The 26444-nt window shown below is 55.2% G+C and carries 24 protein-coding genes; 14 read left to right on the top strand and 10 right to left on the bottom strand.

Going from position 1 to position 26444, the window contains the following annotated elements; genetic code table 11:
- Nucleotides 1–75: 75 nt before the first annotated feature.
- Genes AB1F12_RS07930 through AB1F12_RS07915 form a run of 4 tightly spaced genes read left to right on the top strand, consistent with a single transcriptional unit; the run spans nucleotide 76 to nucleotide 5360 of the window.
- Nucleotides 76–1152: an ABC transporter permease gene (locus AB1F12_RS07930; protein WP_368187980.1), complete on the top strand. Its 1077-nt coding sequence runs from the start codon at nucleotides 76–78 to the stop codon at nucleotides 1150–1152.
- A 13-nt stretch (nucleotides 1153–1165) separates the two neighbouring features.
- The gene (locus AB1F12_RS07925) at nucleotides 1166–2587 is read left to right on the top strand and encodes an ABC transporter permease (protein WP_368187977.1); all 1422 of its coding nucleotides are present in this window, start codon (nucleotides 1166–1168) and stop codon (nucleotides 2585–2587) included.
- Nucleotides 2588–2598: 11 nt separating this feature from the next.
- Entirely contained in the window at nucleotides 2599–4683 is a 2085-nt protein-coding gene (locus tag AB1F12_RS07920) for a dipeptide ABC transporter ATP-binding protein (protein WP_368187975.1), read from the top strand.
- 23 nt (nucleotides 4684–4706) lie between these two features.
- Nucleotides 4707–5360 (top strand): pyridoxamine 5'-phosphate oxidase family protein, encoded by a 654-nt coding sequence (locus AB1F12_RS07915; RefSeq protein WP_368187974.1) that lies wholly within the window; start codon nucleotides 4707–4709, stop codon nucleotides 5358–5360.
- 8 nt (nucleotides 5361–5368) lie between these two features.
- Here the strand turns inward: AB1F12_RS07915 and AB1F12_RS07910 are convergent, their stop codons facing one another.
- A complete protein-coding gene (locus AB1F12_RS07910; protein ID WP_368187971.1) occupies nucleotides 5369–5956 on the bottom strand; it encodes a lytic transglycosylase domain-containing protein in 588 nt (195 codons plus the stop codon).
- Between the two features lie 182 nt (nucleotides 5957–6138).
- Between AB1F12_RS07910 and AB1F12_RS07905 the strand changes: the two genes are divergently transcribed.
- From AB1F12_RS07905 to AB1F12_RS07890, 4 genes are all read left to right on the top strand, one after another.
- Nucleotides 6139–6642 (top strand): single-stranded DNA-binding protein, encoded by a 504-nt coding sequence (locus tag AB1F12_RS07905; RefSeq protein WP_368187968.1) that lies wholly within the window; start codon nucleotides 6139–6141, stop codon nucleotides 6640–6642.
- A gap of 207 nt (nucleotides 6643–6849) precedes the next feature.
- Nucleotides 6850–8655, top strand: coding sequence for a phosphogluconate dehydratase (edd, locus tag AB1F12_RS07900; protein WP_368187967.1), 1806 nt, complete (start codon nucleotides 6850–6852; stop codon nucleotides 8653–8655).
- An 18-nt stretch (nucleotides 8656–8673) separates the two neighbouring features.
- Nucleotides 8674–9315, top strand: a complete 642-nt coding sequence (eda, locus tag AB1F12_RS07895; protein WP_368187965.1) for a bifunctional 4-hydroxy-2-oxoglutarate aldolase/2-dehydro-3-deoxy-phosphogluconate aldolase — start codon at nucleotides 8674–8676, stop codon at nucleotides 9313–9315.
- A 91-nt stretch (nucleotides 9316–9406) separates the two neighbouring features.
- On the top strand, nucleotides 9407–9652 hold the full coding sequence (locus AB1F12_RS07890) for a hypothetical protein (protein ID WP_368187963.1): 246 nt from the start codon (nucleotides 9407–9409) through the stop codon (nucleotides 9650–9652).
- Between the two features lie 27 nt (nucleotides 9653–9679).
- Here the strand turns inward: AB1F12_RS07890 and aroB are convergent, their stop codons facing one another.
- Together aroB and AB1F12_RS07880 are read right to left on the bottom strand one after the other, a co-directional pair.
- Nucleotides 9680–10804 carry a 3-dehydroquinate synthase gene (gene aroB / locus AB1F12_RS07885; RefSeq protein WP_368187962.1) on the bottom strand — a complete coding sequence of 375 codons (1125 nt, stop codon included), beginning with the start codon at nucleotides 10802–10804 and terminating at the stop codon, nucleotides 9680–9682.
- Nucleotides 10801–11382 carry a shikimate kinase gene (locus AB1F12_RS07880; RefSeq protein ID WP_368187960.1) on the bottom strand — a complete coding sequence of 194 codons (582 nt, stop codon included), beginning with the start codon at nucleotides 11380–11382 and terminating at the stop codon, nucleotides 10801–10803. Before AB1F12_RS07880 ends, aroB begins: the two co-directional genes overlap by 4 nt.
- A gap of 152 nt (nucleotides 11383–11534) precedes the next feature.
- On the opposite strand from AB1F12_RS07880, the gene AB1F12_RS07875 reads away from it, so the two are divergent.
- The 3 genes from AB1F12_RS07875 to AB1F12_RS07865 are packed head-to-tail and all read left to right on the top strand — an operon-like array spanning nucleotide 11535 to nucleotide 14273.
- Nucleotides 11535–11690: a hypothetical protein gene (locus AB1F12_RS07875; RefSeq protein ID WP_368188404.1), complete on the top strand. Its 156-nt coding sequence runs from the start codon at nucleotides 11535–11537 to the stop codon at nucleotides 11688–11690.
- A gap of 1 nt (nucleotide 11691) precedes the next feature.
- Nucleotides 11692–13308, top strand: a complete 1617-nt coding sequence (locus tag AB1F12_RS07870; protein ID WP_368187958.1) for a hypothetical protein — start codon at nucleotides 11692–11694, stop codon at nucleotides 13306–13308.
- Nucleotides 13305–14273, top strand: coding sequence for a site-specific tyrosine recombinase XerD (locus AB1F12_RS07865; protein ID WP_368187956.1), 969 nt, complete (start codon nucleotides 13305–13307; stop codon nucleotides 14271–14273). The genes AB1F12_RS07870 and AB1F12_RS07865 overlap by 4 nt, the downstream gene beginning before the upstream one ends.
- Here the strand turns inward: AB1F12_RS07865 and AB1F12_RS07860 are convergent.
- Nucleotides 14270–14956 (bottom strand): hypothetical protein, encoded by a 687-nt coding sequence (locus tag AB1F12_RS07860; protein ID WP_368187955.1) that lies wholly within the window; start codon nucleotides 14954–14956, stop codon nucleotides 14270–14272. The genes AB1F12_RS07865 and AB1F12_RS07860 overlap by 4 nt on opposite strands.
- Nucleotides 14957–15171: 215 nt before the next feature.
- Between AB1F12_RS07860 and AB1F12_RS07855 the strand changes: the two genes are divergently transcribed.
- Nucleotides 15172–16503, top strand: a complete 1332-nt coding sequence (locus tag AB1F12_RS07855) for an HlyC/CorC family transporter (protein WP_368187954.1) — start codon at nucleotides 15172–15174, stop codon at nucleotides 16501–16503.
- A gap of 166 nt (nucleotides 16504–16669) precedes the next feature.
- Here AB1F12_RS07855 and AB1F12_RS07850 read toward each other — a convergent pair whose 3' ends face one another.
- Nucleotides 16670–18247: a helicase HerA-like domain-containing protein gene (locus tag AB1F12_RS07850; protein ID WP_368187952.1), complete on the bottom strand. Its 1578-nt coding sequence runs from the start codon at nucleotides 18245–18247 to the stop codon at nucleotides 16670–16672.
- Between the two features lie 432 nt (nucleotides 18248–18679).
- On the opposite strand from AB1F12_RS07850, the gene AB1F12_RS07845 reads away from it, so the two are divergent.
- Entirely contained in the window at nucleotides 18680–19327 is a 648-nt protein-coding gene (locus AB1F12_RS07845) for an invasion associated locus B family protein (RefSeq protein WP_368187949.1), read from the top strand.
- Nucleotides 19328–19431: 104 nt separating this feature from the next.
- On the opposite strand, the gene AB1F12_RS07840 is transcribed toward AB1F12_RS07845, so the two are convergent.
- From AB1F12_RS07840 to AB1F12_RS07825, 4 genes are all read right to left on the bottom strand, one after another.
- Nucleotides 19432–20640, bottom strand: a complete 1209-nt coding sequence (locus AB1F12_RS07840; RefSeq protein WP_368187947.1) for a beta-ketoacyl synthase — start codon at nucleotides 20638–20640, stop codon at nucleotides 19432–19434.
- A gap of 3 nt (nucleotides 20641–20643) precedes the next feature.
- Nucleotides 20644–20901 carry an acyl carrier protein gene (locus AB1F12_RS07835; RefSeq protein ID WP_368187944.1) on the bottom strand — a complete coding sequence of 86 codons (258 nt, stop codon included), beginning with the start codon at nucleotides 20899–20901 and terminating at the stop codon, nucleotides 20644–20646.
- Between the two features lie 85 nt (nucleotides 20902–20986).
- A complete protein-coding gene (locus AB1F12_RS07830; RefSeq protein WP_368188309.1) occupies nucleotides 20987–22030 on the bottom strand; it encodes a UDP-3-O-(3-hydroxymyristoyl)glucosamine N-acyltransferase in 1044 nt (347 codons plus the stop codon).
- A gap of 30 nt (nucleotides 22031–22060) precedes the next feature.
- Complete coding sequence (locus tag AB1F12_RS07825) at nucleotides 22061–23608, bottom strand: murein L,D-transpeptidase (RefSeq protein WP_368188308.1); 1548 nt, start codon at nucleotides 23606–23608, stop codon at nucleotides 22061–22063.
- Nucleotides 23609–24017: 409 nt separating this feature from the next.
- Between AB1F12_RS07825 and AB1F12_RS07820 the strand changes: the two genes are divergently transcribed.
- Nucleotides 24018–24587 (top strand): YcbK family protein, encoded by a 570-nt coding sequence (locus AB1F12_RS07820; protein ID WP_368188307.1) that lies wholly within the window; start codon nucleotides 24018–24020, stop codon nucleotides 24585–24587.
- 135 nt (nucleotides 24588–24722) lie between these two features.
- Here the strand turns inward: AB1F12_RS07820 and AB1F12_RS07815 are convergent, their stop codons facing one another.
- Nucleotides 24723–25865, bottom strand: coding sequence for a LuxR C-terminal-related transcriptional regulator (locus tag AB1F12_RS07815; protein ID WP_368187942.1), 1143 nt, complete (start codon nucleotides 25863–25865; stop codon nucleotides 24723–24725).
- Nucleotides 25866–26444: the final 579 nt, after the last annotated feature.

Raw genomic sequence — 26444 nt, 5'->3', positions numbered from 1 at the left:
GCACGTGCTGTTGGCCCTTTTTTGTCGCATGGCCAATCTGGCCCTGAACGTCGCTCCTAGTCACAGGATGCCTCAATGACCCGATATATCCTTCGCCAGCTTGGGGTGATGATTATCACCGCTCTGGCCCTGACCTTTGTTGTCTTTAGCCTGACGAATATGCAGCCCAACCTTGAAAAGGTGGCCAAATTCGAAGGCAATGCCCGTATGACCGACGAAGACGTTGTCAGTTGGCTTGAAAAAAACGGCTACGACCGCCCGATGGTTGTGCGATATGGCGAATGGCTGGGCATCGCCCCCGGCTGGACACGCACCGATGAGGCTGGCGAAGAAACAGGGCGCTGTATTGCCTTGGATCAGCCTGATCGTCGGTTTTGTGGGATTATTCAGGGCCAATGGGGGCATTCCACGGTCTTCAAAGAAGATGTGGGTGTGATCATTTCCAAACGTCTGGCTTTGACCGGGAAACTGATGTTCTGGGTTATGGTGGTGATGGTTCCGGGCGCGTTGATCGTCGGCATTCTGGCCGGGATGCGCGAAGGGTCACGGCTGGATCGGACCCTATCCACGGGGTCCATCTTGACGACCGCGACACCTGAATATGTCTCGGGCGTGATCTTTGTCGCGCTTCTGGCTTCGTCGAAATACGGGCTGGGACCGATCCTGTCAGAATGGGGCTGGATCGAAGGTCGCACCCTGTTCAAAGGCACAGCAACCGCCGCGATGGAAAATGCCACGTTGGAAAATTTCTTGCTGCCGGTGATGACAATCGCCCTTTATGGCATGGGCTATATCGCACGGATGACGCGGGCTTCGATGACCGAAGTGATGACAGCGCAATATATTCGGACCGCCCGATTGAAAGGCGTGAGTTTCCATAAAATCGTGATCAAACATGCCCTGCGCAACGCGTTGATCGCGCCGTTTACGGTGATTATGCTGCAGATTCCGTGGCTTTTGAACGGGGTCGTCATCGTCGAAACTTTGTTTAACTACAAAGGCTTTGGCTGGACCTTGGTCCAAGCTGCTGGCAGCAATGACATCGAATTGCTGCAAGGGATCGCGATCGTATCTGTGGTCGTTGTGCTGTTCACGCAGCTGATATCCGACATTGGCTATCGTTTCCTCAACCCGCGCATTCGCATTTCTTAAAGGAGCTGGAAAAATGGACGCACTGACCTGGACCGGTTCCTTTGGAACATTCCTAAACCCACTTGCGGGGCTGATTGTCGCGCTGTTTATCACCGCGATTGTCGCGCAAATTATCCTGTCTTTCTTTGAGCCGGACCTGCAGCTGCAATCGAATGCGGATGGCACCTTGATGGCCAAACCCGGCGCGTTTGGGATGATGGACCGGATGGTGAAATACCTGATGTTTGCAGTCATTGGCGTGGTTTTGACCTATCTGATCACCGGTATTTTACTGCCAAACAGCATGAGCGGTATCATCGGTGCTGTGGCCAAACGGTTTTTGCCCGTCTGGATCGCCTTGGCTGTGACGTTCGGCCTATCGATCCGGTTTAAACGCAAATTGGGCCTTTATGGTAAATTGATGGATAGCACCGTGGGCATGATCGGATTTGGTCTGGTGATGTTCTGGGTGTTTACCGCGATATTTGGTGCCGGAATGGGGATGATCATCACCCATGATCCACTGGCACAATTGTCAGGCTTGAAAAACGCCCTACCCGGCAGCCCAGTCACCACCGAGGGGCTATATCCGCATTACCTGTTGGGCGGTGACAATCTGGCGCGCGATGTGCTGAGCCGGATGGTGCATGGTTCTGGCATTGTGGTGCTGATTGCTCCTTGTGCGACGGTATTTGCTTTTATGGTGGGGATCACCCTCGGCCTGCCGGCTGGGTATACGGGCGGTCGGCTGGATGTTGTGCTGTCATTCTTGGCCAATCTCATCCTCGCCTTTCCGGTTATCCTGTTGTTTTACCTATTGGTCACACCGGAAATCGTCAAAACCGGCCTGCCGAAATATATGGCGGGTGTCCTGTTCCTATTCCCGGTGATCTTCTTTTCGATCCTGTTCAATTCGCGGTTCTTCACCCAACCTGGAAAACGCAACATTTTTCTGGCGATCACGTTGATTGTCGGGGGCTGGATTTATTCGGGCATGGCGTGGGATGTGGACCCATTGGGCATTATTAACGTCCCTGCCGGCATTTTGGTTGTGTTTGTGGCCGTGGTGTTTGTGAACGCACCCACCGTGTTTCGGATTGTACGGGGCCTGACGCTGGACATCAAAACCCGCGATTATGTCGCCGCCGCCCAAACCCGTGGCGAAGGTCCGTGGTACATCATGCTTTGGGAAATTCTGCCAAATGCGCGCGGTCCGCTGATCGTCGATTTCTGTCTGCGCATTGGCTACACCACGATCCTGCTCGGGACTTTGGGGTTCTTTGGCCTTGGCCTGCCCCCAGAAAGCCCGGATTGGGGATCGACAATTAACGCCGGTCGACGCCTGTTGTCGATCTACCCGCATGCCGCACTTGCGCCGGCCTTTGCCTTGCTCAGCCTCGTATTGGGTCTGAACCTGTTGGCGGATGGCCTGCGCGAAGAAAGCCTCAAGGATTAAGGAGCAAGATCATGGCCAAATGGGATTATGACGGACCCATCCTTGAGATCGATAAACTGTCGATTTCGTTCTTTACGCGGTTGCGTGAAATTCCGGCGGTGATGGATTTTTCCGTCACGGTACAGCCGGGCGAAGCCATGGGGCTGGTGGGGGAATCCGGATGCGGAAAATCCACCGTGGCGCTGGGCGTGATGCAGGATCTGGGCGTGAACGGTCGTGTCGTGGGCGGCACGATCAAGTTCAAAGGCCGCGATCTGGCACAGATGACCAACGAAGAGTTGCGCGATATTCGTGGCTCGGAAATTGCGATGATCTATCAGGAACCCATGGCGTCCCTGAACCCGGCGATGAAAATCGGCAAACAGCTGATGGAAGTGCCGATGATCCACGAAGGCATCAGCGCCAGTGAAGCCTATGACCGCGCCCTAGAGGTGGTCACGGATGTAAAACTGCCTGATCCCAAACGCATGCTGGACAGCTATCCCCACCAATTGTCGGGCGGCCAACAACAGCGGATCGTGATCGCGATGGCGTTGATGTCCAAACCGTCGCTGCTGATCCTCGATGAACCGACCACCGCGCTGGATGTAACGGTCGAAGCCGCCGTGGTGGAATTGGTCAAAGATCTGGGCAAAAAATACGGCACATCCATGCTGTTTATTTCGCACAATCTGGGGCTGGTTCTGGAAACCTGTGACCGTTTGTGTGTGATGTATTCCGGCGAAGCGGTGGAACGTGGGTCGATCGAACAGGTGTTTGACGACATGCAGCATCCCTATACGCAGGCGTTGTTCCGGTCGATCCCCCTGCCCGGCGCGGATAAAAACGAACGCCCGCTGGTCGCCATTCCCGGCAATTTCCCACTGCCTCATGAACGGCCCAACGGCTGTAATTTTGGCCCGCGTTGCGACTATTTCCAAGAAGGACGCTGTGACCAAGGGCAGATTTACATGGCTGCTGCCAATGCGGATGCCAGCCATGAAACACGGTGTTTGAAATATCAGGAAATCGACTGGAACGCCCCGATTGAGGTCGGTGAACAAACTGAAAAAGGCGAAATAGGCGAGGTTGTTCTATCGATGGATAACCTTAAGAAATATTACGAAGTCGCGGGTGGCGGCCTGATGGGCGGTGGCGAAACCAAAGTGGTCAAAGCCAACGAAACCCTATCCTTTGAAGCGCGCGAAAGCGAAACATTGGCAATTGTGGGCGAATCCGGCTGCGGGAAATCCACGTTTGCCAAGGTGCTGATGGGGCTTGAAACCGCCACAGATGGCACGATCAAACTGGACGGCAAAGAGATCCAGAACACCCCTATTCAGGAACGCAACACCCGCAATATCGCTGACATTCAGATGGTATTTCAGAACCCGTTTGATACGCTGAACCCGTCCATGACGGTCGGGTCACAGATCATCCGAGCGCTGGAAATCTTTGGTATTGGCGACACGCAGGCAGATCGCAAAAACCGCATGTTGGAATTGCTGGATCTGGTGAAACTGCCCCGCGCCTTTGCCGATCGTATGCCGCGACAATTGTCCGGCGGTCAGAAACAACGGGTTGGCATCGCGCGGGCCTTTGCTGGGGGTGCACGGATTGTGGTTGCGGATGAACCGGTGTCCGCGCTGGACGTGTCTGTGCAGGCGGCTGTAACCGATCTGTTGATGGAAATTCAGCGCAACGAAAAAACAACGCTGCTGTTCATCAGCCACGATTTGTCGATTGTGCGCTATCTGTCGGATCGGGTCATGGTGATGTATCTGGGTCATGTGGTGGAAATGGGCGATACCGATGCGGTGTTTTCGCCCCCCTACCACCCCTATACCGAAGCTTTGCTATCCGCCGTTCCCATCGCCGATACCAAGATCGAAAAACAGCATATCGTGCTGGATGGCGACATCCCATCGGCCATGAATCCACCTTCGGGCTGTCCATTCCAGACGCGCTGTCGGTGGAAATCCGAGGTGCCAAATGGGCTGTGTGACAAAGAGGTGCCGCCTGTGCGTGATCTGGGCAATAACCATCAGGTCAAATGTCATTTGGCCGATGATATCTTGTCTCGGATGGAACCGGTTATTAAAATCGCGGCTGAATAAACCACTTTAACAAAGGCAAACAGGTGTCTGAAAACGTTATGATTAATCCAGATTACATCGTTAATTCAGACGCTGAATTGCGCGTTCTGTTCCCGCCCACGCATGATCTGGCAGCCGCCAAATCGATGACTGGGCTGGACAAACATGCGCGCGATTTTATCGCCCGCTCGCCCTTTCTTTGTGTTGGCACGCAAACACAAACCGGCGCCGCAGATGTCAGCCCACGCGGTGACCCTGCGGGATTTGTGCAAGTGTTGGATGACAGGACCATCTTGATCCCTGATCGCCCCGGCAACAATCGGCTGGATACCCAAGCCAACATTGTCGCCCATCCGGCTGTGGGTCTGCTGTTTCTTATCCCCGGTTTTGATGAAACCCTACGGATCAATGGGCAGGGTTTGATCACCACAGACCCCGATTTATTGGCGAAATGTGCGGTGAATGATCGCCTGCCGCGCACGGCCATTATCGTTCAAATCGAAGAAGTGTTCCTGCATTGCGCCAAAGCGTTTCGTCGATCCCATTTGTGGGATCCGGCCTTTCATCAGGATCGCAGCGAAATGCCGTCGTTGATGAACATCATGCTGGATCAGGTCAACGCCGCCCCGGATGATCCAAAACAGATGGAACAATTGGACCAAGGATTAGAAGAATCCTATAAGAAATCAATGTATTAAGGCGCTAGTTAGCGGCCCCAGATAACGCGCACATAATTCTGGGTTTCGCGATATGGCGGCACACCATTGTGACGCTGCACCGCGCCGGGCCCCGCATTATAGGCCGCCAGCGCCAGCCGCCAGGACCCAAATTCATCATATTGCTCACGCAAATAGCGCGCGCCACCATCCAGATTTTCATAGGGATCATGGGGATCAACCCCCAGATACCGCGCCGTGCCCGGCATCAACTGCGCCAGCCCCAATGCCCCGGCATGACTGCGTGCATTGGCGTTCCATGCGCTTTCTTGTTGGATCAGGCGGAAAAACAAATCGACAGGCACCCGGTGACGCTGTGCGGCAGATCGCGCCATATCCAAAAACGGACCGCGATAATCCCCGCCCCAGCTGGGCCCGGAATAAGATGTGGGCACTTCGGCGCTGGGCGGTTGCAGACGCACCGAATTGGCATATTGCGATGATGCGCGGGAATCCAACACCTGCAATTGCGATTGAAACAACGATGAACGGTTGCTGGACGACACGGTATCGGCCACAGCCCCCCCTGCAATCTGAGCCATCAACGCGGCAAACAGCCCAACTTGAACCTTAACCATTCTCTACCCCCAACCGGCAATCTCGCGGACTTTATCAAAATTTAAGGACTTTGCCAGCGTTACATCACCCCCCGGCCTGACCCTGTTTGCGATGAAGCGACGTTTACTCTGGCCCCTTGTTGCAGGCTTACGTAATGTGGCGCGAACAAGTTACAAGATTCGAACAAGGACGAGGGCGGAAAATGGCCGGAAGTGTGAACAAGGTAATCCTGATTGGCAATTTGGGCCGCGACCCCGAAGTGCGGACATTCCAAAACGGCGGCAAAGTGTGCAACCTGCGCATCGCCACGTCCGAAACATGGAAAGACCGCAACACCGGCGAACGCAAAGAGCGCACGGAATGGCATTCGGTCGCGATTTTCCAAGAGGGTCTGGTGCGCATTGCAGAGCAATATCTGCGCAAAGGGTCCAAAGTTTACATCGAAGGTCAGCTACAGACCCGCAAATGGCAGGATCAATCCGGTGCGGATCGCTATTCCACCGAAGTTGTTTTGCAAGGCTTTGGCGGCACGTTGACAATGCTGGACGGCCGTGATGGCCAAGGCGGCGGCGGTCAAAGTGGCGGCGGTGGCTATGGCGGCGGCGGCCAAGGTGGCTATGGCGGTGGCAACCAGGGTGGCGGAAACCAAGGTGGCGGCTATGGCGGCGGTGGTAGCAACGATATGGATGATGAAATCCCGTTCTAAAACCAGCGACGCGATCTGCGAGTAAAGAAAGCCCTGACAAATGTCGGGGCTTTTTGCTAAGTGCCGGATAAAATCACCATCCAATGGCATGACTACAATCCCACAATTATCTGTCTGCCGATTGGAGTCCACAATGTGAAACCCAAAGGTTGTTAGCGCTAACTATTCGTGTTATGCGGACGCAAAGTTGCCAAGAGGATTGGACTGATGCCGTTACATCCCAAGCTGAACGATATAACCCAGCGGATCATTGAACGGTCCCGTGAACGGCGCGGTGCTTATATGGCGCAAATGGATGCCGCCGCGCAACAAGGTCCACGTCGCGGCCATCTGAGCTGTTCCAATCTGGCCCATGCCTATGCTGCGATGGGCGACGACAAACCCACATTGGTCGCCGACCAAGCCCCAAATATCGGCGTGATCACCGCCTATAATGACATGTTGTCGGCCCATCAGCCCTATGCCACCTATCCTGACATGATCCGTGAAATCGCCCGTGATGTGGGTGGCACCATGCAGGTTGCAGGCGGCGTTCCGGCCATGTGTGACGGCGTGACCCAAGGCCAAACCGGCATGGAGCTAAGCCTGTTTTCACGCGACGTGATTGCGCTCTCGGCGGGTGTTGGCCTGTCGCATAACGCGTTTGACAGCGCAATGTATCTGGGCATTTGCGATAAAATCGTCCCCGGTCTGGTCATGGCAGCAGCCACCTTTGGCTATATTCCCGGTGTATTTGTCCCCGCAGGCCCCATGGTCAGTGGTCTGCCCAACGATGAAAAAGCCAAGGTTCGTCAGAAATTTGCCACCGGTGAAATTGACCGCGACGCCCTGATGGAGGCCGAAATGGCCAGCTATCATGGCCCCGGAACCTGCACATTCTACGGCACAGCCAATTCCAACCAAATGTTGATGGAAATCATGGGCTTGCACCTACCCGGCGCGTCATTTGTGAACCCAAACACCCCGCTGCGTGACGCCCTGACACGGGCCGCAACCCAGCGTGCGTTACAGATCACGGCCCTGGGCAATGAATACACCCCCGTTAGCGCCGTTCTGGATGAAAAGGCGTTTGTGAACGGCATTGTTGGTTTGATGGCCACGGGCGGATCCACCAATCTGGTGTTGCACCTGCCCGCTATGGCACGTGCGGCGGGGATCATCCTTGATCTTCAGGATTTTGCCGATTTGTCTGCCATCACGCCCTTGATGGCCAAGGTCTATCCAAACGGGTTGGCGGATGTGAATCATTTCCATGCCGCCGGTGGTCTGGCCTATATGATCGGCGATTTGCTGGATGCCGGATTGCTGCACGAAGACGTCACAACCATCGCCGGCAAAGGTCTGAGCCTTTATACCAAAGAGCCAAAACTGACCGAGGATGGCCTGACATTTGTCGACGGTCCCGGCACATCGTCGAACGACAAAATCCTGCGCCCATCGGCTGATCCGTTTAACGCAAGCGGTGGTTTGGCGCAGCTTAGCGGCAATCTGGGCCGTGGTGTGATCAAAATTTCTGCCGTTGCCCCCGAACGCCACGTGATCGAAGCCAAAGCCCGCGTGTTTCATGACCAAAACGGCGTCAAAGCCGCGTTTCAGGCCGGCGAAATCACCGAAGACACAATTTTTGTGGTGCGGTTCCAAGGGCCTAAATCAAACGGCATGCCGGAGTTACACGGGCTGACGCCGTCATTGGCCGTTTTGCAGGATCGCGGGTTAAAGGTCGCGCTGGTCACCGATGGCCGCATGTCCGGCGCATCCGGCAAAGTGCCCGCCGCGATCCATGTCTGCCCAGAAGCCGCCGATGGCGGGCCACTGGCGCTGATCCAGGACGGCGATATGATCCGGCTTGATGCGACTGCAGGCACATTGGAATGCCTGACCGATTTAACTGGCCGTACCCCTGCCACGCCTGATTTATCAGGCAATGGCACCGGGGTTGGTCGCGAATTATTTGCCATGTTCCGCGACACTGTTGGCATTGCTGCTGACGGCGCGGCTGTGGTTGTGAAATAACCCAAAACGGAGAAGAATATGACCCCCGAACGCGCCTCTGAGCTGAACCGCAAAACCTGTGAGCTGGCCCCGGTTGTGCCTGTTTTGGTGGTTCATGACGCCGCCAAGGCCGCTGATCTGGCCCGCGCGCTGATCAAAGGTGGATTGCCCGCATTAGAAGTCACATTGCGCACCCCTGCCGCGCTGGATGTGATCCGCGAAATGGCCAGCATCACCGGCGGTGTTGTTGGGGCGGGCACATTGCTGACGCCCAAGGACGTTGAAAACGCCAAAGAGGCGGGCGCGACCTTTGGCGTGTCACCGGGCGCGACGGATTTGTTGCTGGATGCCTGCGAAGCCAATGATTTGCCATTACTGCCCGGCGTGGCCACCGCCACAGAAGCCATGGCGCTGTTGGAACGTGGCTATACAATGCAGAAATTTTTCCCCGCCGAAGCCAATGGCGGCGCCCCCGCGCTCAAGGCGATTGGCGCGCCAATTCCACAGGTGACACTCTGCCCAACCGGCGGGGTTAGCCTGAAAAATGCCAATGATTACCTGTCTTTGTCCAACGTTCTTTGTGTGGGTGGCAGCTGGGTTGCCCCTGCGGATATGGTGAATGCAGGCGATTGGGACGGGATCACCGCACTGGCCGCTGAGGCGTCAAAACTGGCCGTTTGACCGTTCAAATCTGGCAATGCGCATCGCGCTTGCCAGATCCCCCCCCCTGATCGATAGACTTGACAAGCAAGTACGCCATCAGGGTGACGACATGACCATTCCCAAGCTAAAACGGATCAAGGTTTCGACAGAGCAAGACCTGAAAAATTGGGTGGGTCAAAACCCAAATCTGACGCAGGATGTCATGATCGTGACCTGCAACAAAACGTCTAGGTCCCGGTATCTATGCAATGATCAGATCGACGCGGTTTTGCAATCTCACAATTGGCAAACCACGCGTCGATACACGCTGAATGGAAATTTGGTTGGGCATGTGATCCGCCCCGTGGCGCCCTAACCCCAGTCCGCGCCCGATAAACTGGGCCTAAGACCGCCCCGCCAGCCCATCGCGAAGCACAGCCAGAACCGCATCCGCAGAAACATCTGAGGTCACAAAGGCATCGCCGATACTGCGCGCCAGAATAAACCTCAGCTGCCCATCGACGACTTTTTTATCCTGGCCCATCAGGTCCAACAACGTCGCCGCATCGGGTAAATCTCCGGGAATATCGGTCAGATCGGTTTTCATACCCATTTCACGTAAATGCGCCCGTACCCGGCTTGGATCTTCTTGGGAACACAGCCCCAAACGCGCGGATAATTCAAACGCCAAGGCACAGCCGACCGCCACGCCTTCGCCATGCAGCAATCGATCACTGTAACCGGTCGCGGCCTCTAGTGCGTGACAGAATGTATGCCCTAAGTTCAACAAGGCGCGATCGCCCTGCTCGGTTTCATCACGTTCGACAATATCGGCCTTCATTTGAACGGAACGATGGACCAAATGCACCCGCGCGGCCATGTCCCCTGCCGCAGCGGCCGGTCCGTTTTGTTCCAACCAATTGAAAAACGCCGCATCCCCCAACATGCCGTATTTGACCACTTCGCCGTATCCCGCCAAATAGTCGCGCGGGGCCAACGTGGACAGAATAGAGGTGTCAGCCAGAACCAGACTTGGTTGATGAAACGCGCCGATCAGGTTTTTACCCTGCGGCGCGTTGATCCCAGTTTTGCCCCCCACCGAACTGTCGACCTGCGCCAGCAACGTGGTTGGAATTTGCACAAACCGCACACCCCGCCGGATCACAGCCGCCGCAAAGCCCCCCAGATCCCCGATAACACCGCCACCCAACGCGATAACAATGTCACCCCGTTCGACTTTTTCAGCCAACAGCCATTCCACAGCGCGGGAAAAATGCGGCCAGCTTTTGGTGGCTTCGCCCGCGGGCAAGGCCAAGGCGCTGGATGATATGCCCGCCGTGTCCAGATTGGATTGCAACGTTGCCAAATGGTGCTGTGCCACGGTTTCATCGGTCAAAATCGCCACTTTGGGGCGTCGCAGCATTGGCGCAATCAATGTCGCGGCATCATCCAACAGGCCCAGCCCGATCACCACATCATATTCACGGCCAGGCAAATTGACGGATACGGTTTTGCGCAGATCGCTCATGGGGTTTTCTCCAGTATTTCGGGGCGGGTCAGAAGAATTTCGATCACGTGATCGGTCATTTCTTCGATGGAAAAGTCGGGGTCGGCTTTGACGGATAGATCAGCCAAACCATAGATTGGTGCGCGGGCAGCGTAGATTTCACTGAGGGTCGCGCGTGGATTGGCGGTGCGCAACAATGGGCGCGTGTCTTTGTGTTTGACCCGGCTCCACAACAGATCGATATCCGCATCCAGCAACACGGCCACCCCCAATTGCGCGATTGCATCCCGGTTGCGCTGCGCCAAAAATGCGCCGCCCCCGGTGGACAAAACCCCTGGCGTGCCCGTCAACAGGCGCGAAATCACTTCGGCTTCGCGATCCCGGAAAAAATCCTCGCCGTCACGAGAAAAGATTTCTGCAATACTGGCATTGGCGGCTTTTTCGATCTCCGCATCCGAATCAAGAAACGCCACATCCAACCGCGCCGCCAAAGCCCGGCCAATCGCGGTCTTGCCCGACCCCATCATTCCCACCAAAACCACGGTTCGATGCAAAGTCAGCCCTGTATCGGGGGTGGGTTTTACTGTATCCTCGGTCATAATTCGGCCATCCATCGCCGGTTGTGCAAATTCTGCACTTCAATGGCGTGAAATCGCCAGAGATGCCATATATAAACAAAAAGAAAAGGACGTGATGGCGCGTCCGCTAACGGCCCAAAATAAACGGGCCCCCTGAGGAGAGTGCCGGACATATGCTGTGGCGATTGATCAAAGCTTTGTTTTTTCTAGCTGTTTTGGGCGGTCTTGGCCTGATCGCCTATGCGTATGTCGGCCCGTTTTTCTTTCCAGCTGATTTTGCCGCCCCCCAGAGCGAGGTGACAATTCCAGTGACCTTGACCGGGCAATAACATGAAAGGCGGTTTGTTTTTGATGTGGCGCCCCACAATATCGGGCTGCGTATTTGGCGCGTCTCTGGTGATGGCATGTGTTGGGATTGCCGCCCATGCCCAAGAGGCCCCAGACCAAACCGCCAGCGCCGACACACCGCTTTCGGCCATTGATTGGTTGTCGCAATCGGTCGCAACGCACCCCGTGGCCACGCGTCCATCGCGCCCTTTGCCCGACGAAGACCCCATAACCCAGAGCGCTGCCTCGCCTGAAATCACGGTGACACCACTGGATGCGCCATCGCCCGATCATCTGGGATTATTACCCCCTTCGGCGACGGGATTGCCCGTCACACTGTGGTCGGGCAGCGAAACGGATGTTCTGATTGACCTGATCCGCGCAGAAGATGTCAGCGCCCTGCCCGCGCTTCGTGATTTTCTGGTGACGTTGCTATTGGCCGAGGCACAGCCGCCCCGCAATGCCAGCGTGACGGGCGATTTGTTTCTGGCGCGGATCGACAAATTGCTGGATCTTGGCGCTGTGGAACCCGCTCTGGAATTGCTAGAGGCATCCCAGCCCTCAACCCCGGATTTGTTCCGCCGTTATTTCGATGTGGCCCTGTTGACCGGCGTCGAAGACCGCGCCTGTAACCAAATGCGCGAAAATCCCGGATTTGCACCCACCCTGCCGGCGCGGGTGTTTTGTCTGGCGCGCAATGGGGATTGGAACGCAGCGGCGCTGACACTAAACACAGCGCGTGCATTGGGCGATGTCAGCGATGTAGAGGATGCATTGCTGTCGCGTTTTCTGGACCCTGATCTGTTTGAAGGCGAACCACCCCTGCCCGTCCCTGACCGCATCAGCCCGCTGGTGTTTCGCATGCGCGAAGCCATTGGCGAAGGCCTGCCAACGTCCAATTTACCACGCGCCTTTGCCCATGCGGATTTGCGATCCAATGTCGGTTGGAAGGCGCAATTAGACGCCGCTGAACGTCTGGCGCGGCATGGGGCAGTCCAAGACAGCGTATTGCTGGACCTCTATACGGCCCGTCGCCCGGCAGCATCCGGTCCGGTTTGGGACCGCGCCGAGGCCATTCAACAATTTGAAACCGCGCTCACTGCGGGGGATCCCGGCGCGGTTGCCGAAACCCTGCCTGACGCATGGAACGCGATGCAGCAGGCCCAATCAGAAATCGCCTTTGCCCGGCTGTTTTCAGACAAACTGGCCCGGTTGCCATTACAGGGCGACGCGGCGCATTTAGCATTTGGAATCGGCCTGTTAGGTCCTAATTACGAAGAAATCGCATTGGATTTCGACACAGATGACACCGACGCTGCGGATGCGTTTTTGATCGCGGTTGCACGGGGGGACATGACCGGCATTGTCCCGCGCACCCCAAAACAACGCGCCATCGCCGCCGCCTTTACAGAGGCGCGCCCTGCCTCTGCTTTGTTGGATCAAGCAGAAGATGACCGTTTGGGCGAAGCGTTACTACGCACAATCGCACAGCTGAATTTGGCAGCCGCAGGTGACATGGTCGCCGTGACAGAATCCTTGGCCTATCTACGCCTCGTCGGATTAGAAGATTTGGCCCGACGCGTTTCGCTTCAGATGCTGGTTTTGGACCGCTCCGAATGAACACCCCCGCCGATCGTCCCATGTCGCACTGGATCCAAGCGTTTTTAGAGGCGCAAGCGGCGGAACTGGATGCATCCCCCAATACGTTGACCGCCTATGGCAATGATTTGCAGGATGTGGCGACGTTTCTGGATCGCAAAGGCGTGCATTTTGCAGATGCCCAAACCAGCCATATCGAAGATTATCTGGTGTTTTGCGATGCTCAGGGGTTGGCCAATGCGACCCGTGCGCGGCGGCTATCGGCGGTGAAACAATTGTATCGCTTTGCGTTTGAAGAAAGCTGGCGCATGGACAATCCCGCCCTTCGGATCAAGGGACCGGGCCGTTCAAAGCGGTTGCCCAAAACATTGTCACATGACGAAGTGGACCGTTTGCTGAACGCCGCGCGCAGCACCCCCCGTGATACGCTGCGCAATACGTGTTTGATGGAATTGCTCTATGCCACGGGGATGCGTGTCACTGAATTGGTCAGCCTGCCAGTGTCATCAGCGCGCGGTGATCCGCGGATGTTGCTGGTCAAAGGCAAAGGCAACAAAGAACGTCTGGTGCCCCTATCTGCCCCGGCCCGCAGCGCGATGGCGGCTTGGTTGGAACAGTGGGACAAAACCCAGGATCTGGCCCGCAGGGATGGGCATCCTCCGTCCAAATTCCTGTTTCCGTCCCGTGGTCAAACCGGTCATTTGACACGCCATGCGTTTTTTCAGCAAATCAAACGGATCGCAGTGTTGGCAGGTGTGTCCCCCGAAAAGGTCACGCCACACACGTTGCGCCATGCCTTTGCCACGCATTTGCTAGAAGGCGGTGCAGATCTGCGCGCGATCCAGACCATGCTGGGCCATGCGGATGTGGCCACCACAGAAATCTACACTCATGTTTTGGATGAACGGCTGAAACAACTGGTGCTGGAACATCACCCATTGGCCAAAGAGGGACCAGAACCCACAGCTGATCCGGATGAGACCTAAGGGTTAAACGGCGCTGACATCGCACAATTCGGGGCGGACATATCGGCGCGGCAGGCATCAATCGCCGTTAGATAGGCATCCAGATATTCCGACGCTTCCCGATGGGATGCAGCGGTTTCCAAGTAGGGCGCCGCTTGGGCTTCGCGGTCTGCGGACAGCAATGCGAACCCAATAATAGCAGCCAAAAACCCACGATCAGGCCCGACAGCGCGGGCCATTTCCTGTTCCGCCTCGGCCATAAACACGTCCATTTGCGCATCGTTGGAAATCACATCCTCTGTGGTAAACCACAACGCGTTCAACATCAGGCTAAACGTCACCGGATCCCCGGATTGCCCCATATGTTGCGCAATCGCATAGGCCCGCAGCCACAGCGACAATTGCCGGATTTCCTGGTATTCATCCGTTTCAACAAAGACCGTCAGAGCGGTGATTTGGTCGGGCGAAAACGGCTGATACATGGGGAAATCATTGGACGGGCATACCGGCAAACGGGTCACAAATTCGCAGGTGGTCTGGGGGCGAAATGACATATACCGCCCCAATATTGAACAGGATGCAGTCCCCACAATTGCAAATGTTTCCTCCCCAATCGGACAGGTCAGGGTTTCCTCAACCGGCGTGCCTGCAAATCCGATGCTGGCCGCCCAAATTGCACATCCCCCAACAACACGTCCCAACATCACATCATTCCTTTTGCATCATCCACTTGATCAAAAGCTTCGTCATTCCGTTTCGTCGACGCAAGCCGAAAACGAAAAAGCCCCGAGAACACCGTGCTTTGTATCCCGAAATCAGCAGGTGATGGTCAGTATATTCTTTGCCATCCGCACCAGACGCCCCCTTGAACCAATAGGGTTGCGGCCCCATAACCCTAACAACCTAACAAGAGGCCATTATGGACCACACCGCCTTAGAAACCGGGCTGGATACCGGATTTTGGATCACCGCCGGGGTGATCGCGTTTTTGTTGCTGCTTTCGGCATTCTTTTCCGGGTCAGAAACCGCATTGACGGCCGCCAGCCGGGGCAAATTGCGATCCACAGCGGACAAAGGCAACAAAGGCGCCGCCAAAGCGCTGGATATCACCGACGACAATGAACGCCTGATCGGGTCGGTTTTGCTGGGCAACAATCTGGTGAACATTCTGGCCACATCGCTGGCCACGGCCCTGTTTACCCGCGCCTTTGGCGAAAGTGGCGTCGCCTTGGCCACGTTGGTGATGACATTGCTGGTGCTGGTCTTTGCCGAAGTGCTGCCCAAAACCTATGCGATCACCAACCCAGAAACGGCCGCCGCCCGTGTGGCGCGCCCGATTGCCTTGATCGTGACCGCTTTTGCGCCTGTTGTGTCGTTTGTGCGGCTGCTGGTTCGGGGTGTTTTGCGGGTCTTTGGCGTCAAAATTGACCCAGACAGCAACATCCTCGCCATGCGAGAAGAAATCGCCGGCGCCCTGCATCTGGGACATTCCGAAGGTGTCGTGGAAAAAGAAGACCGTGACCGCATTTTGGGGGCGCTGGATCTGGGGGATCGCGCGGTCGAAGAAATCATGCTGCATCGGTCCAGCATTGAAATGATCGACGTGGATTTACCCCCACAGGACATTCTGGCGCGTTGCCTAGAAAGCCCGCATACCCGCCTGCCGCTGTTTAAGGACGACCACGAAAACATCGTCGGCGTCCTGCATGCCAAAGAAATGCTGCGCGCCATGCATAAGGTCGCTCAAGGCAGCGAAACCAGTATCGAACAGATGCTGTCCTTTGATGTGACCAGCGTCGCGATGGAGCCGTATTTTATTCCAGAAACCACGACGCTTGACGATCAGATGCGTCAATTTTTGCGGCGTCACACGCATTTTGCGCTGGTGGTGGATGAATATGGCACCTTGCAGGGTTTGATCACCCTAGAAGACATCCTCGAAGAAATTGTTGGCGAAATCACCGATGAATTTGACGACGAGGATGAGGATCAGATCGAACATACCGATGATGGGGCCATCGTCATTGACGGCTCGATGACCATCCGCGATCTGAACCGCGCCAAAGACTGGTCCCTGCCCGATGACGAAGCCAACACAGTGGCCGGTCTGATCATCTTTGAGGCCGAACTGATCCCAGCGGTGGGTCAGGTGTTCAGTTTCCACGGTTTTCGGTTCGAAGTGCTGAGCAAAGAGCAAAACCGCATCGCCAGCCTGAAAATCAGACCATTGCAAAAGGTGGCTTTGAACTGAGTTCACTTCTCAATGCGACCGCAGTCGCAATGCCCAACAGATGGACAAAAAGCACATACAAATAACAGCCAATTCGCTAAAATTTAGCGGGTTGCTGTTTTCTTGCCTGAATAAGATGTGCCACCCTATGAGGTGACACTGGCTTAGTCTTAACCCCCAACAGCCCCTAACGTCCCTTAAACAAACCGCCCAGAATGCCGCGCACGATGCGGCGGCCCGTTGTGCCTTTTAACTCTTTGGCGACAACTTTGGTCAAGGCTTCGCCGAAACTGTCATCGGCGCGGTGGCGTGTGGTCCATGTGCGTCCTGATCCGGATCGGGATGACCCGCTGCGGGATGCGCCCCCACTGCGCCCGCCATCATAGCGGCGCGCCTGGCGAAACTCTCGGTCACGCTCTTGCAGCTTTTCTTCTTCGACTTCGGCGGCCTCAGCTTCTTTGGATGCGGATTCTGCCCGGCGGGCCAGCATTTCAGCGGCGGAATCCCGATCCAGTTTCGCCTCGTATTTGCCCGCAATGGGTGATTTGGCCACAACATCTGATCGTTCAGCAACTGTGATCGGCCCAAGCTGCGACGATGGTGGCCGGATCAAGGTGCGCTCAACAATCCCCGGCACGCCTTTGCGGGCCAACATTGAGGTTACGGCCTCGCCCGTGCCCACGTCCCGGATCGCTTCTGCGGTATCAAAGCCCGGATTAGGGCGATAGGTGTCAGCGGCCTGTTTCAGTTCCCGCTGATCCTTGGCCGTAAAGGCACGCAATGCATGCTGCACCCGATTGCCGAGCTGCCCCAACACATCCTCGGGCACATCCGCAGGGTTCTGGGTGATGAAATAGACGCCCACCCCTTTGGATCGGATCAGTCGCGCCACTTGTTCGACCTTGTCGATCAACGCTTTGGGGGCGTCATCAAACAACAAATGCGCCTCGTCAAAGAAGAACACCAATTTGGGTTTGTCTGGGTTGCCGACCTCTGGCAATTCCTCAAACAGTTCGCTCAGCAGCCATAACAGGAATGTCGCGTATAGTTTCGGCGACGCCATCAATTGATCCGCCGCCAGAATGTTCACACGGCCGCGTCCATCGGGCTCTGTCGCGATAATGTCAGTCAATTCCAGCGCAGGTTCGCCGAACAAATCCGCGCCACCCTGATTTTCCAACACCAGCAAGGATCGTTGAATTGCGCCAACCGACGACGTGGCCACATTGCCATAGCGCAGGGATAATTCATCGGAATTTTGCCCAACCCAGACCAGCAGCGCCTGCAAATCCTCCAGGTCGAGCAAAGGCAGACCTTGTTCGTCTGACACCCGAAAGGCAACGTTCAAAACGCCCTCTTGGGCTTCGGTGAGGTCCAGCAATTGCGCCAGCAAAAGTGGCCCCATTTCCGCGACCGTGGTTCGAATCGGATGGCCCTGACGACCAAACAAATCCCAAAAGGTGACCGGGAAATCATTGTATTGCAGATCCAACCCAATCGTATTGGCCCGTTTCATGAACGGTTCATGCGGCTTAAACTCTGCCGTGCCGGATTTGGCCAAACCCGACAAATCACCTTTGACGTCCGACAGGAAAACAGGCACGCCCGCCGCGCTAAACCCTTCTGCAAGAATTTGAAGTGTCACGGTTTTTCCGGTTCCCGTCGCCCCGGCAATCAACCCATGCCGGTTGGCGTATTCCAACAGTAAATCCTGCGGCTGGCCATAAGCTTTGCCACCGCCCCCAATAAAAATCCGATCGTTCATGTGCTGTCCCCGCCGCGCTGTACGGGTCCAAAATACATTTTTAACTCTTTTCTGCCAGAGTGAATCCCGTTCGATCCCCTGTCCTCGGGGACCGGACGACTTCCTCCCTGTCAGACTTGCCGCGCCTTTTGGCGCGGTTTTTTTATGGGGGTGGTCAAATTTCAAAAATGTCAGCAACCCGCACAAAACATTGCAGATTTCCGGTTGACGGCTGGCACATGAATGTCTACCTTTTGCCTCAATAAGTCGGCCAAGTCCGACAGGGAAAAGTAGAAAAGGGTCCGCATTGTCGGGCTCTTTTTTCATTTTGAACTCTGCCTGATCCATCGTGATTGGATCGGCAAATCCCCGCCACCCCGATTTGCAAAAGACGCTGACACCCCCCAAATCGCGTGATAGGAAATCCCTGACTGAAATTTACAGGACGTCATAATGCGTACGAACCTTAAAACACTTTCTTTGTTGTCCCTCATTGCGTTTGCAAATCCCGTTTTGGCCCAGGAAACAGCCGCAACGGATGAACCCGCCGATCAAAGCACCGAACAGCCTACCGAAAACGCGACACCTCCGGGTGGGGATCTGGATCTGGGCACACCGGTTGGGCCGCAAATTGGGGAACCCTATGACGCCGAAGTGTTTGACGATTGGACCCTGCGTTGCATCAAAGCAGAAGAAGGAGCCGATCCGTGTCAGCTTTATCAATTGCTGAACGACGAAGAAGGCAACCCAGTGGCTGAAATCACCATGTTCCCACTGCCCGAAGGATCCCGCGCTGCGGCGGGTGCCAATATTGTGGCGCCTTTGGAAACCTACCTGCCCGGTCAATTGACCCTGACGGTTGATGGCGGAAATGCACGTCAATTCCCGTTCACATTCTGCTCGGCACGGCCATTTTCACCGTTCCTGTCATTTGGATGTGTTTCACGGGTTGGGTTCAGCGCAGATAACGTCGCACAATTTAAACGCGGCAATGCAGCAACCCTGACTTTGCGCCCTGCAGCGTCCCCTGACACGGAAATCAAGCTGAACATTTCGTTGACCGGGTTCACCGCTGCGATGGACCGCACCGCAGAACAATAAACACGCCATCAGTTGAAATTTAGCGCCGTCCGTTGATCCGGGCGGCGTTTTCTTTGGAAAACGCGCAAAATATCCAGCATGGCGCAGCCATTCCGCTAAACTGATCAGATCCCGCGCAGCGCCAGTACGGCGTTTAACCCCCCAAAGGCAAAGGCATTGCTGAGTGCGACATTCACCTTGGCCTCGCGGGCTTCATTCGGAACAACGTCCAGCGCGCATTCTGGGTCGGGTTCTTCGTAGCCGATTGTCGGGGCTATGACCCCATCCCGCACCGCCATGATGCAGGCCAGCAATTCGACCGCACCGGTGCCGCCGATCAGATGGCCGTGCATGGATTTGGTCGATGAAATCATCAGATTGTCCGCATCTGCGCCAAATGCATGGGACACGGCCGCACATTCGGTTTTGTCATTGGCCGCCGTGCCGGTGCCATGCGCGTTGATATAGCCAACCTCGGATGGGTTGATCTTGGCGTCCCGCATCGCGCCTGCGATCGCCCGTTCCGCCCCTTGTGCCGATGGCATTACGATATCCGCCGCATCCGACGTCATCGCAAAACCGATCACTTCGGCCAGAATGTCTGCCCCACGTGCGCGCGCCATGTCGTAGTCTTCGAACACAAACACCGCCGCGCCTTCGGCTTGGACCATACCGTTGCGATTGGCGCTAAACGGGCGGCACGCATCCCGAGACATCACACGCAGCCCTTCCCAGGCTTTGATCCCCCCAAAACAAAGCATGCTTTCCGCGCCGCCTGTGACCATGGCTTTGCACATGCCAGAGCGGATCATGTTAAACGCTTGGCCCATCGCGTGATTGGACGATGCACAGGCCGTGGCCACCGTAAATGACGGGCCTTTTAGGTTATATTCCATGCTCAGATGGCTGGCGGCGGCATTGTTCATCAATTTGGGCACCACAAAGGGATGCACCCGGTTTTTGCCTTCTTCGAAGACTGATCGATAGTTTTCATCCAGCGTGTTCATCCCGCCACCGGATGTGCCCAAAACAACGCCGCTTTGCTGGGCCAGATCACCGGAAAATGTCAGACCTGATTGTTGCATCGCCTCTCTGGCGGCCATGAGGGCGAATTGGGTGAACCGATCATAAAGAGCGATCTGTTGGCGGTTGAAATGTTCAGCCTGATCATAATCCCGCACCTGTCCGCCAATTTTGATCGACAATCGATCCACATCGCGAAATTCCAGCGGGCCGATGCCACAGCGCCCTTCGCGCATGGCGTCCAATGTTTGGGCCACAGAATGCCCCAAGGCGTTGATCGTCCCCGCCCCCGTGATCACCACTCGGTTCATGGATCAGGCCTGCGCCTTAACGAGCCCCTCAACAGCGGCCACGATCGAGGCCACGGTTGAGATGTCAAAATCACTTTCTGATGGGTCATTTGCGTTGAAAGGCACATTGATATCAAAGGTTTCTTCGATAGCAAAAATGCTCTCTACCAGACCAAGTGAATCGATGCCCAGATCCTCTAGGGATTGGGTCATGGTCACGTCCGACGGCTCTAAAACGGCTTGTTCGGCGATGATCTCGATGACTTTGGTTTTCACATCCATCTGCGATTTTGCCTTCTTTTATGTCTGCGATAGGATTGCATTTAGTGGCTCTACTGTCATTTTGAAACAGTTTCTTGACGTCGCTCTACTTGCGGCCCAACCGTCGCAGGGCTTTGTAGGCGCCAATGGCGCGGTCCATCCGTTGCGCCGGATAGCCCAGCAATACCGATCCAGCGGCGACATTGGTCATGATCATCGTGCCCGCGCCCGTAACCACATCATTGCCGATTTTATGGTGATCCCCGACCCCGGTTTGCCCGGCCAGAACCACACGATCCCCGATAATCACCGACCCGGCGATCCCGGTTTGACCGCATAACAAACAATGATTGCCGATCTCACAATTATGCCCCACATGCACCAAGTTATCGAGCTTGGTGCCATGGCCAATTGTCGTGGGTCGGATCGTGCCCGCATCCACTGTGGAATTTGCCCCGATTTCAACGTCATCGCCCAGAATAACCGCGCCAAGTGACGCGATTTTATGCCAGGTTTCACTGTCAGGTGGGGTCAGTTTTTCAGCGCCGCCCGTCGCTTTGGCCCGTTCGGGATTGGATGCGGTTTCGGTCGTAAAGGAAAACCCATCAGCGCCGATCACGGCCCCCGGCTGAACCACCAACCGATCCCCGGCACGCACATGTGGTTGCAGCCGCGCCCCGGCATGGATTTCCGCCCCAGCGCCCATCACCACGCCCGCGCCAATATACACCTGCGCCCCGATCCGTGACCCTGCGCCGATCCGCGCATTGGCGCCAATCACCGTAAACGGACCAATGCTGCAATCAGCCCCGATTGTTGCGGTTGGATCAATGACAGCATTGGGGTGGATCCCGTCACCAAACGCATCCCCACGCGCCAACATATGTGTCAGACGTGACATTGCCAAACGGGCCCGTGGCGCAATGATCGCCGCCTTTAAACCCAACGCCTGCCAGTCACAATCAGGCCAGACCACCGCAGCCTGCGCACGCCCCAACGATAGCCCATCCGCAAAGGCAGGCGACATGGCCAGCGCCAGATCCTGCGGCCCGGCCATCGCGGGCTCTGCGGCCCCGGTCACCAAAACAGAAACGTCGCCCAAGGCCTCTGCCCTGAGCGACGTTGCAATATCTTTGATCGAATAGGCCATCATGTTCCCCGGATTAATCCAGGGACAGGATTACCCCCCGACAGAGCGAACCGCCACCCCTTCGCGTGACAAAGCCGACCAAATGCGGCTGTCACGGTTATAGATGTCACGACGGTAGTTCATTGTGCCATCCACAGATGTGAACGCCGTGCGGTAAATGATATGGACCGGCACGGGCTGATCCAGATCGACACGGGTTTCACGCCCTGTATCCAAACGGGAATGAAAGAAACCCCGTGGATCAGATGTTTGTTTGGCCAGCAATGCATAGGCGAAATCAAACGGATCATCCAAACGGATACAGCCATGGCTAAACGCACGCACTTCGCGGCTAAACAGATTTTGCGCCGGCGTGTCATGCAGATAGATGTTGTGCTGATTTGGGAACATGAACTTTACCAATCCCAACGCGTTGCCCCGGCTCGGAGGCTGGCGCATGGAATAGGGGAACGTGCGTTCGTTATATTGGGCAAAGTTCACAGCCCCGCGGTTCACAACCCGCCCCCGGCTATCGGTGATTTCCAGATGGCTGACGGCGTGGGAATTGGCCCGCAAACGGGGCAGATATTCGTTAACAATGATGGACCGCGGCACATACCAGCTGGGGTTAATCACCATGAATTCCATAACATCCGAAAACTCAGGGCTTTGACGGTCGCTGTCACGGGCCCCGATTACGGACCGCGTTTGGAATGTAACGGCGCCATTATCGACGATGCGCGCTGTAAAATCTGTCAGGTTTACCCAAACATGACGATCCCCGCGCGGGCGGTTGATCCAGCGTTCGCGTTCCATAGCGACGATCACACCTTGCAGGCGTTCGCCCATCGACCGGTTCAGTTCACGCAATGTGCCTTCGCCGACCACGCCATCATGGTTCAGACCCATGGCCTGTTGAAAACGCTGCACACCGGCCTGCACGGATGCATCATAGGTTTGCGTTGCGTTACGCTCCATGAAACCCATTGTGATCAAACGGTTGCGCAGGTTGATAACTTGTTCACCAGACGCGCCGGGCGCCAAAGTGCCGGACACTTCTGGGCCAAAACCACCCTGCCCCAATTGCTGTTCCATCTGCAATTTAGCACGCAGCAGGCGGTTATATTCTGGGCTGGACGGCGGCAAAGAGCGCAAGAAACCAGTGGGGCTGGATTGTGCAAATCCCTGCAGAACCGCCAAACGATTGCGATAAGGCACTTCGCGGCGGATTTCGTTGACCACCTGACGCGGGATCAGAACACCGGTTTGAATATCGGTCGCATATTGCAGAAAGACGCGGCTTAGTTCGACCTCAAGCTGGCCCAATTGTTCCGGCGTTTGGGCGGCAGCAACCTGAGCGCGCAGCGTTTCAGGATCATAACGACCAACGGGCAAACCATGATTTCCCGCATCCGACAACGCTGTAAGCAACGCATTACGTCGCGACCGATCTCGGTTCCCGGTCCAGATCCCTTCAAATTCGCGCGCGCGATAAAACGCCGCCAAATCGTCGTCTCTGGCCGCAGCTTCGGCGACAGCTTGCTTAAACGCAGTGACCTGCGCCTGTGCTTGTGGTGCGGAAAACACTGTTGCGATCATTGCGACCGCAGCGATGATTATCCCAAAAAACGTGCGACGAAATTTCGTCTGCATGGACTCGTCCCCCAAAAAAGAATGTTCTGTGCTATTTACAGCTTTTGGCAGCTATAGCGCATCAGTCTAATCACAATTTCGCCAAGTGGCCATTAGGGGGCTACATGTTGTGTCAAAGCCCCGGTCAAATAAGGCGAAAAAGGGGCGCTGCGTTGTCCAATTGGTCACAGTCTGAATAATCTGTGCCATTTGCGCAAATTCCCGCCGATTTCCCTCTTGTTAACCACGTTTCGGTTAATCTTGGGTTGGCGATTGATTCGACTTATGGCATATAGTCCCTGCATCTGGGGATGAGATGGCAACGCCGCGGCAACGCGGGATTTTTGAGGCAAGCGACGGGACAGGCGCTGAGATCATGAACGACAAAAGCTCTTCGGGCATCACTCGACGTGGTATTCTGGGTGCATTTGCAGCTACAGCTGTAGTATCCGCCCCCACATTCTCTAATGCAGCAGGTTTTCTGCGCGGCGCCGGTGACGTGCGTCGTCTACGGATGTTTTCTGGCCGAACCGGTGAAAAAATCGATACGATTTACTGGATCGAAGGCGAATATATCCAAGAAGCCATCAACGAAGTGAACGCATTTATGCGGGACTGGCGGAATGGACAGCGCATTAACATCGACACGCGAACCCTTGATATTATGGCGGCTTCTCACAATCTGTTGGATGTGAACGCCCCCTATATGCTGTTGTCAGGTTATCGTTCGCCGCAAACCAATGAAATGTTGCGGTCTCGGTCATCCGGTGTTGCACGCAATTCATTGCACCTGCGTGGGCAAGCCGCTGATTTGCGCGTATCCGGCCGATCTGTTGGTCAAATCGCCCGCGCCGCATCCTCTTGTTCTGCTGGTGGTGTTGGCCGCTATTCTGGGTCCAACTTTGTCCACATGGATTGCGGCCCTGTGCGCAACTGGGGCAGTTAACCCCACGAGCACATAAAAATTAATACCGTTTTGGGGCATTCGTTCTGAAGCACGAATTGGTTAACAGATGGCGCCTTCGGGCGCTGTTTTTGTTTTCTGCGTTAAGGTTTGAAAGCTCTTTTACGGATGAAAACGCTAATCTATGAATGGAACGCGTGTCGCGGCAGCGGTCCGAATGATGTCGCTTTGGGTGGAACATCGCAATTTTTGAGAAATCGCCTTTAACTGTGATTTAACCGTGTTCAAACTCACATCGCGCCGTTCAGCCACCTCATTTGGGCGGAAACCTTGTACCAATAGATCGACGATTCCGCTTTCGGCAGGGGACAACTCCGCTAGCGCCGTTACACCATCAGCGGATAAAATCCCTTTTCGAGCCGGGTCAATCACTGTCACAAAGGCGCATTTTAAACCAACCTCCAATTCTGACTGTGAATCAGTCAAAGCGCGAACTGAAATCAGGTAATCATATTCCCCCGACGGCCGGGTTGCTGCCAATAGATTTGAGCTCCGCTTTATCTCTCCGCGTAACAGACCATTCGCATGTAAAACCATCGATTCCAGAGCACTGTTTTCGTCAGAAGTAATCAAATTCAAGCGACGCGCCTTGGTCACAGACAGCCCATCGGACAAGTCCAGAATGCGTTCGGCTTCCTTGTTGGTTTCGATCACACATCCGGTTTCATCCACCAGAAATACCGCCAACCCAAGTGAATCCAGGATCGACAAGGATGCGCTATAACGCGATTTCAACGCTTGCAGCGTTCGCCCCAATTCCACACTATTGGCCATGATGGGCAAAACAATTTCAGCCCTCTGATCCGCCATAAACCGGTGCCATTTCGGTTCTTCTTGATGATGGCAAAACAATCCATCAATCCACGGTCCTTTTTGGTTGAGCGCCGTCCCGATGCGCATCCGGATCCCCTGCCCTTCGGTCACGGCCCGGATATCCGAAGGTGGCAATTCGTGATAGTGATCCACCCCAAACATCTGCATTTCGTCATAGAATTTTTGTGGCGGACTGTTGAATAACATGTGGTATCCGGGCGCATCCCCTTTGTCGTCACCACGTTTGAGCCGTTCCAAAACCTCTTTTGGCAGATGTTCTCGATGGAATTCAGACCATTCAAAATTCATGCGAAATTCGCGGAACTCATGAACCGAAAACATGCAGCTGGCAAAAACGTCAAACGTTTCGTTGAACTGATCCAGAGCGCTGCCCCAGTTTTTCGGCGAAGTGCTGCAAGATAAAATGCGATCAACCAGCGGCTTCAATACCCGACCTCACAAACAAACACGAGACTCAATTTGTTCCCCTCACCCATATCTGTATGCGAAAGTATTGTTCTTCAGGAGTTTGGTCAATTTGTTAGTGCCCACCGAGAACAAAGCAATCACTGCTATCGGACTATGTTGAGTTACATGTAAGCTAAATAGCAAATGTCGTTGGCGTAATATTATTGATCCGATGCTGTCAGCCACCACGGGACAATCCGGTCATTTGATACCGCTCATAGCACTGGTATAATCGCACCTCGGTCAAACTTTGGTAGGAATGACGGATCACCCCCCCTTCTACAACTAGGTCGTTTTCGATGTTACTTCACATGTAACTATACTTACTTGTTGCCGCAGTGACCTATTGTTTTCCAATTTAAGGCTTTAACGACATTCTGATGTCACGCGGTGTTGATCAACAAGGCATGAAAATCAGAGCATTGGGGACTATCCTAGGGTAACGTCCAAAATCGGCTTTGAAATATAGGAAGATGGAGACCACCAATCCAAACACATCGGATAAGTGGCCGCATTTCCATGACATTAGACCTTAGTTTCAGCTTAGAGTTTTGGCTC

This window comes from Aestuariibius sp. HNIBRBA575 (assembly GCF_040932005.1).
Lineage (GTDB): Bacteria > Pseudomonadota > Alphaproteobacteria > Rhodobacterales > Rhodobacteraceae > CANLNM01.
Note: the sequence above shows the minus strand (reverse complement) of the source record. Positions and strands in the feature narration are given on the sequence as shown.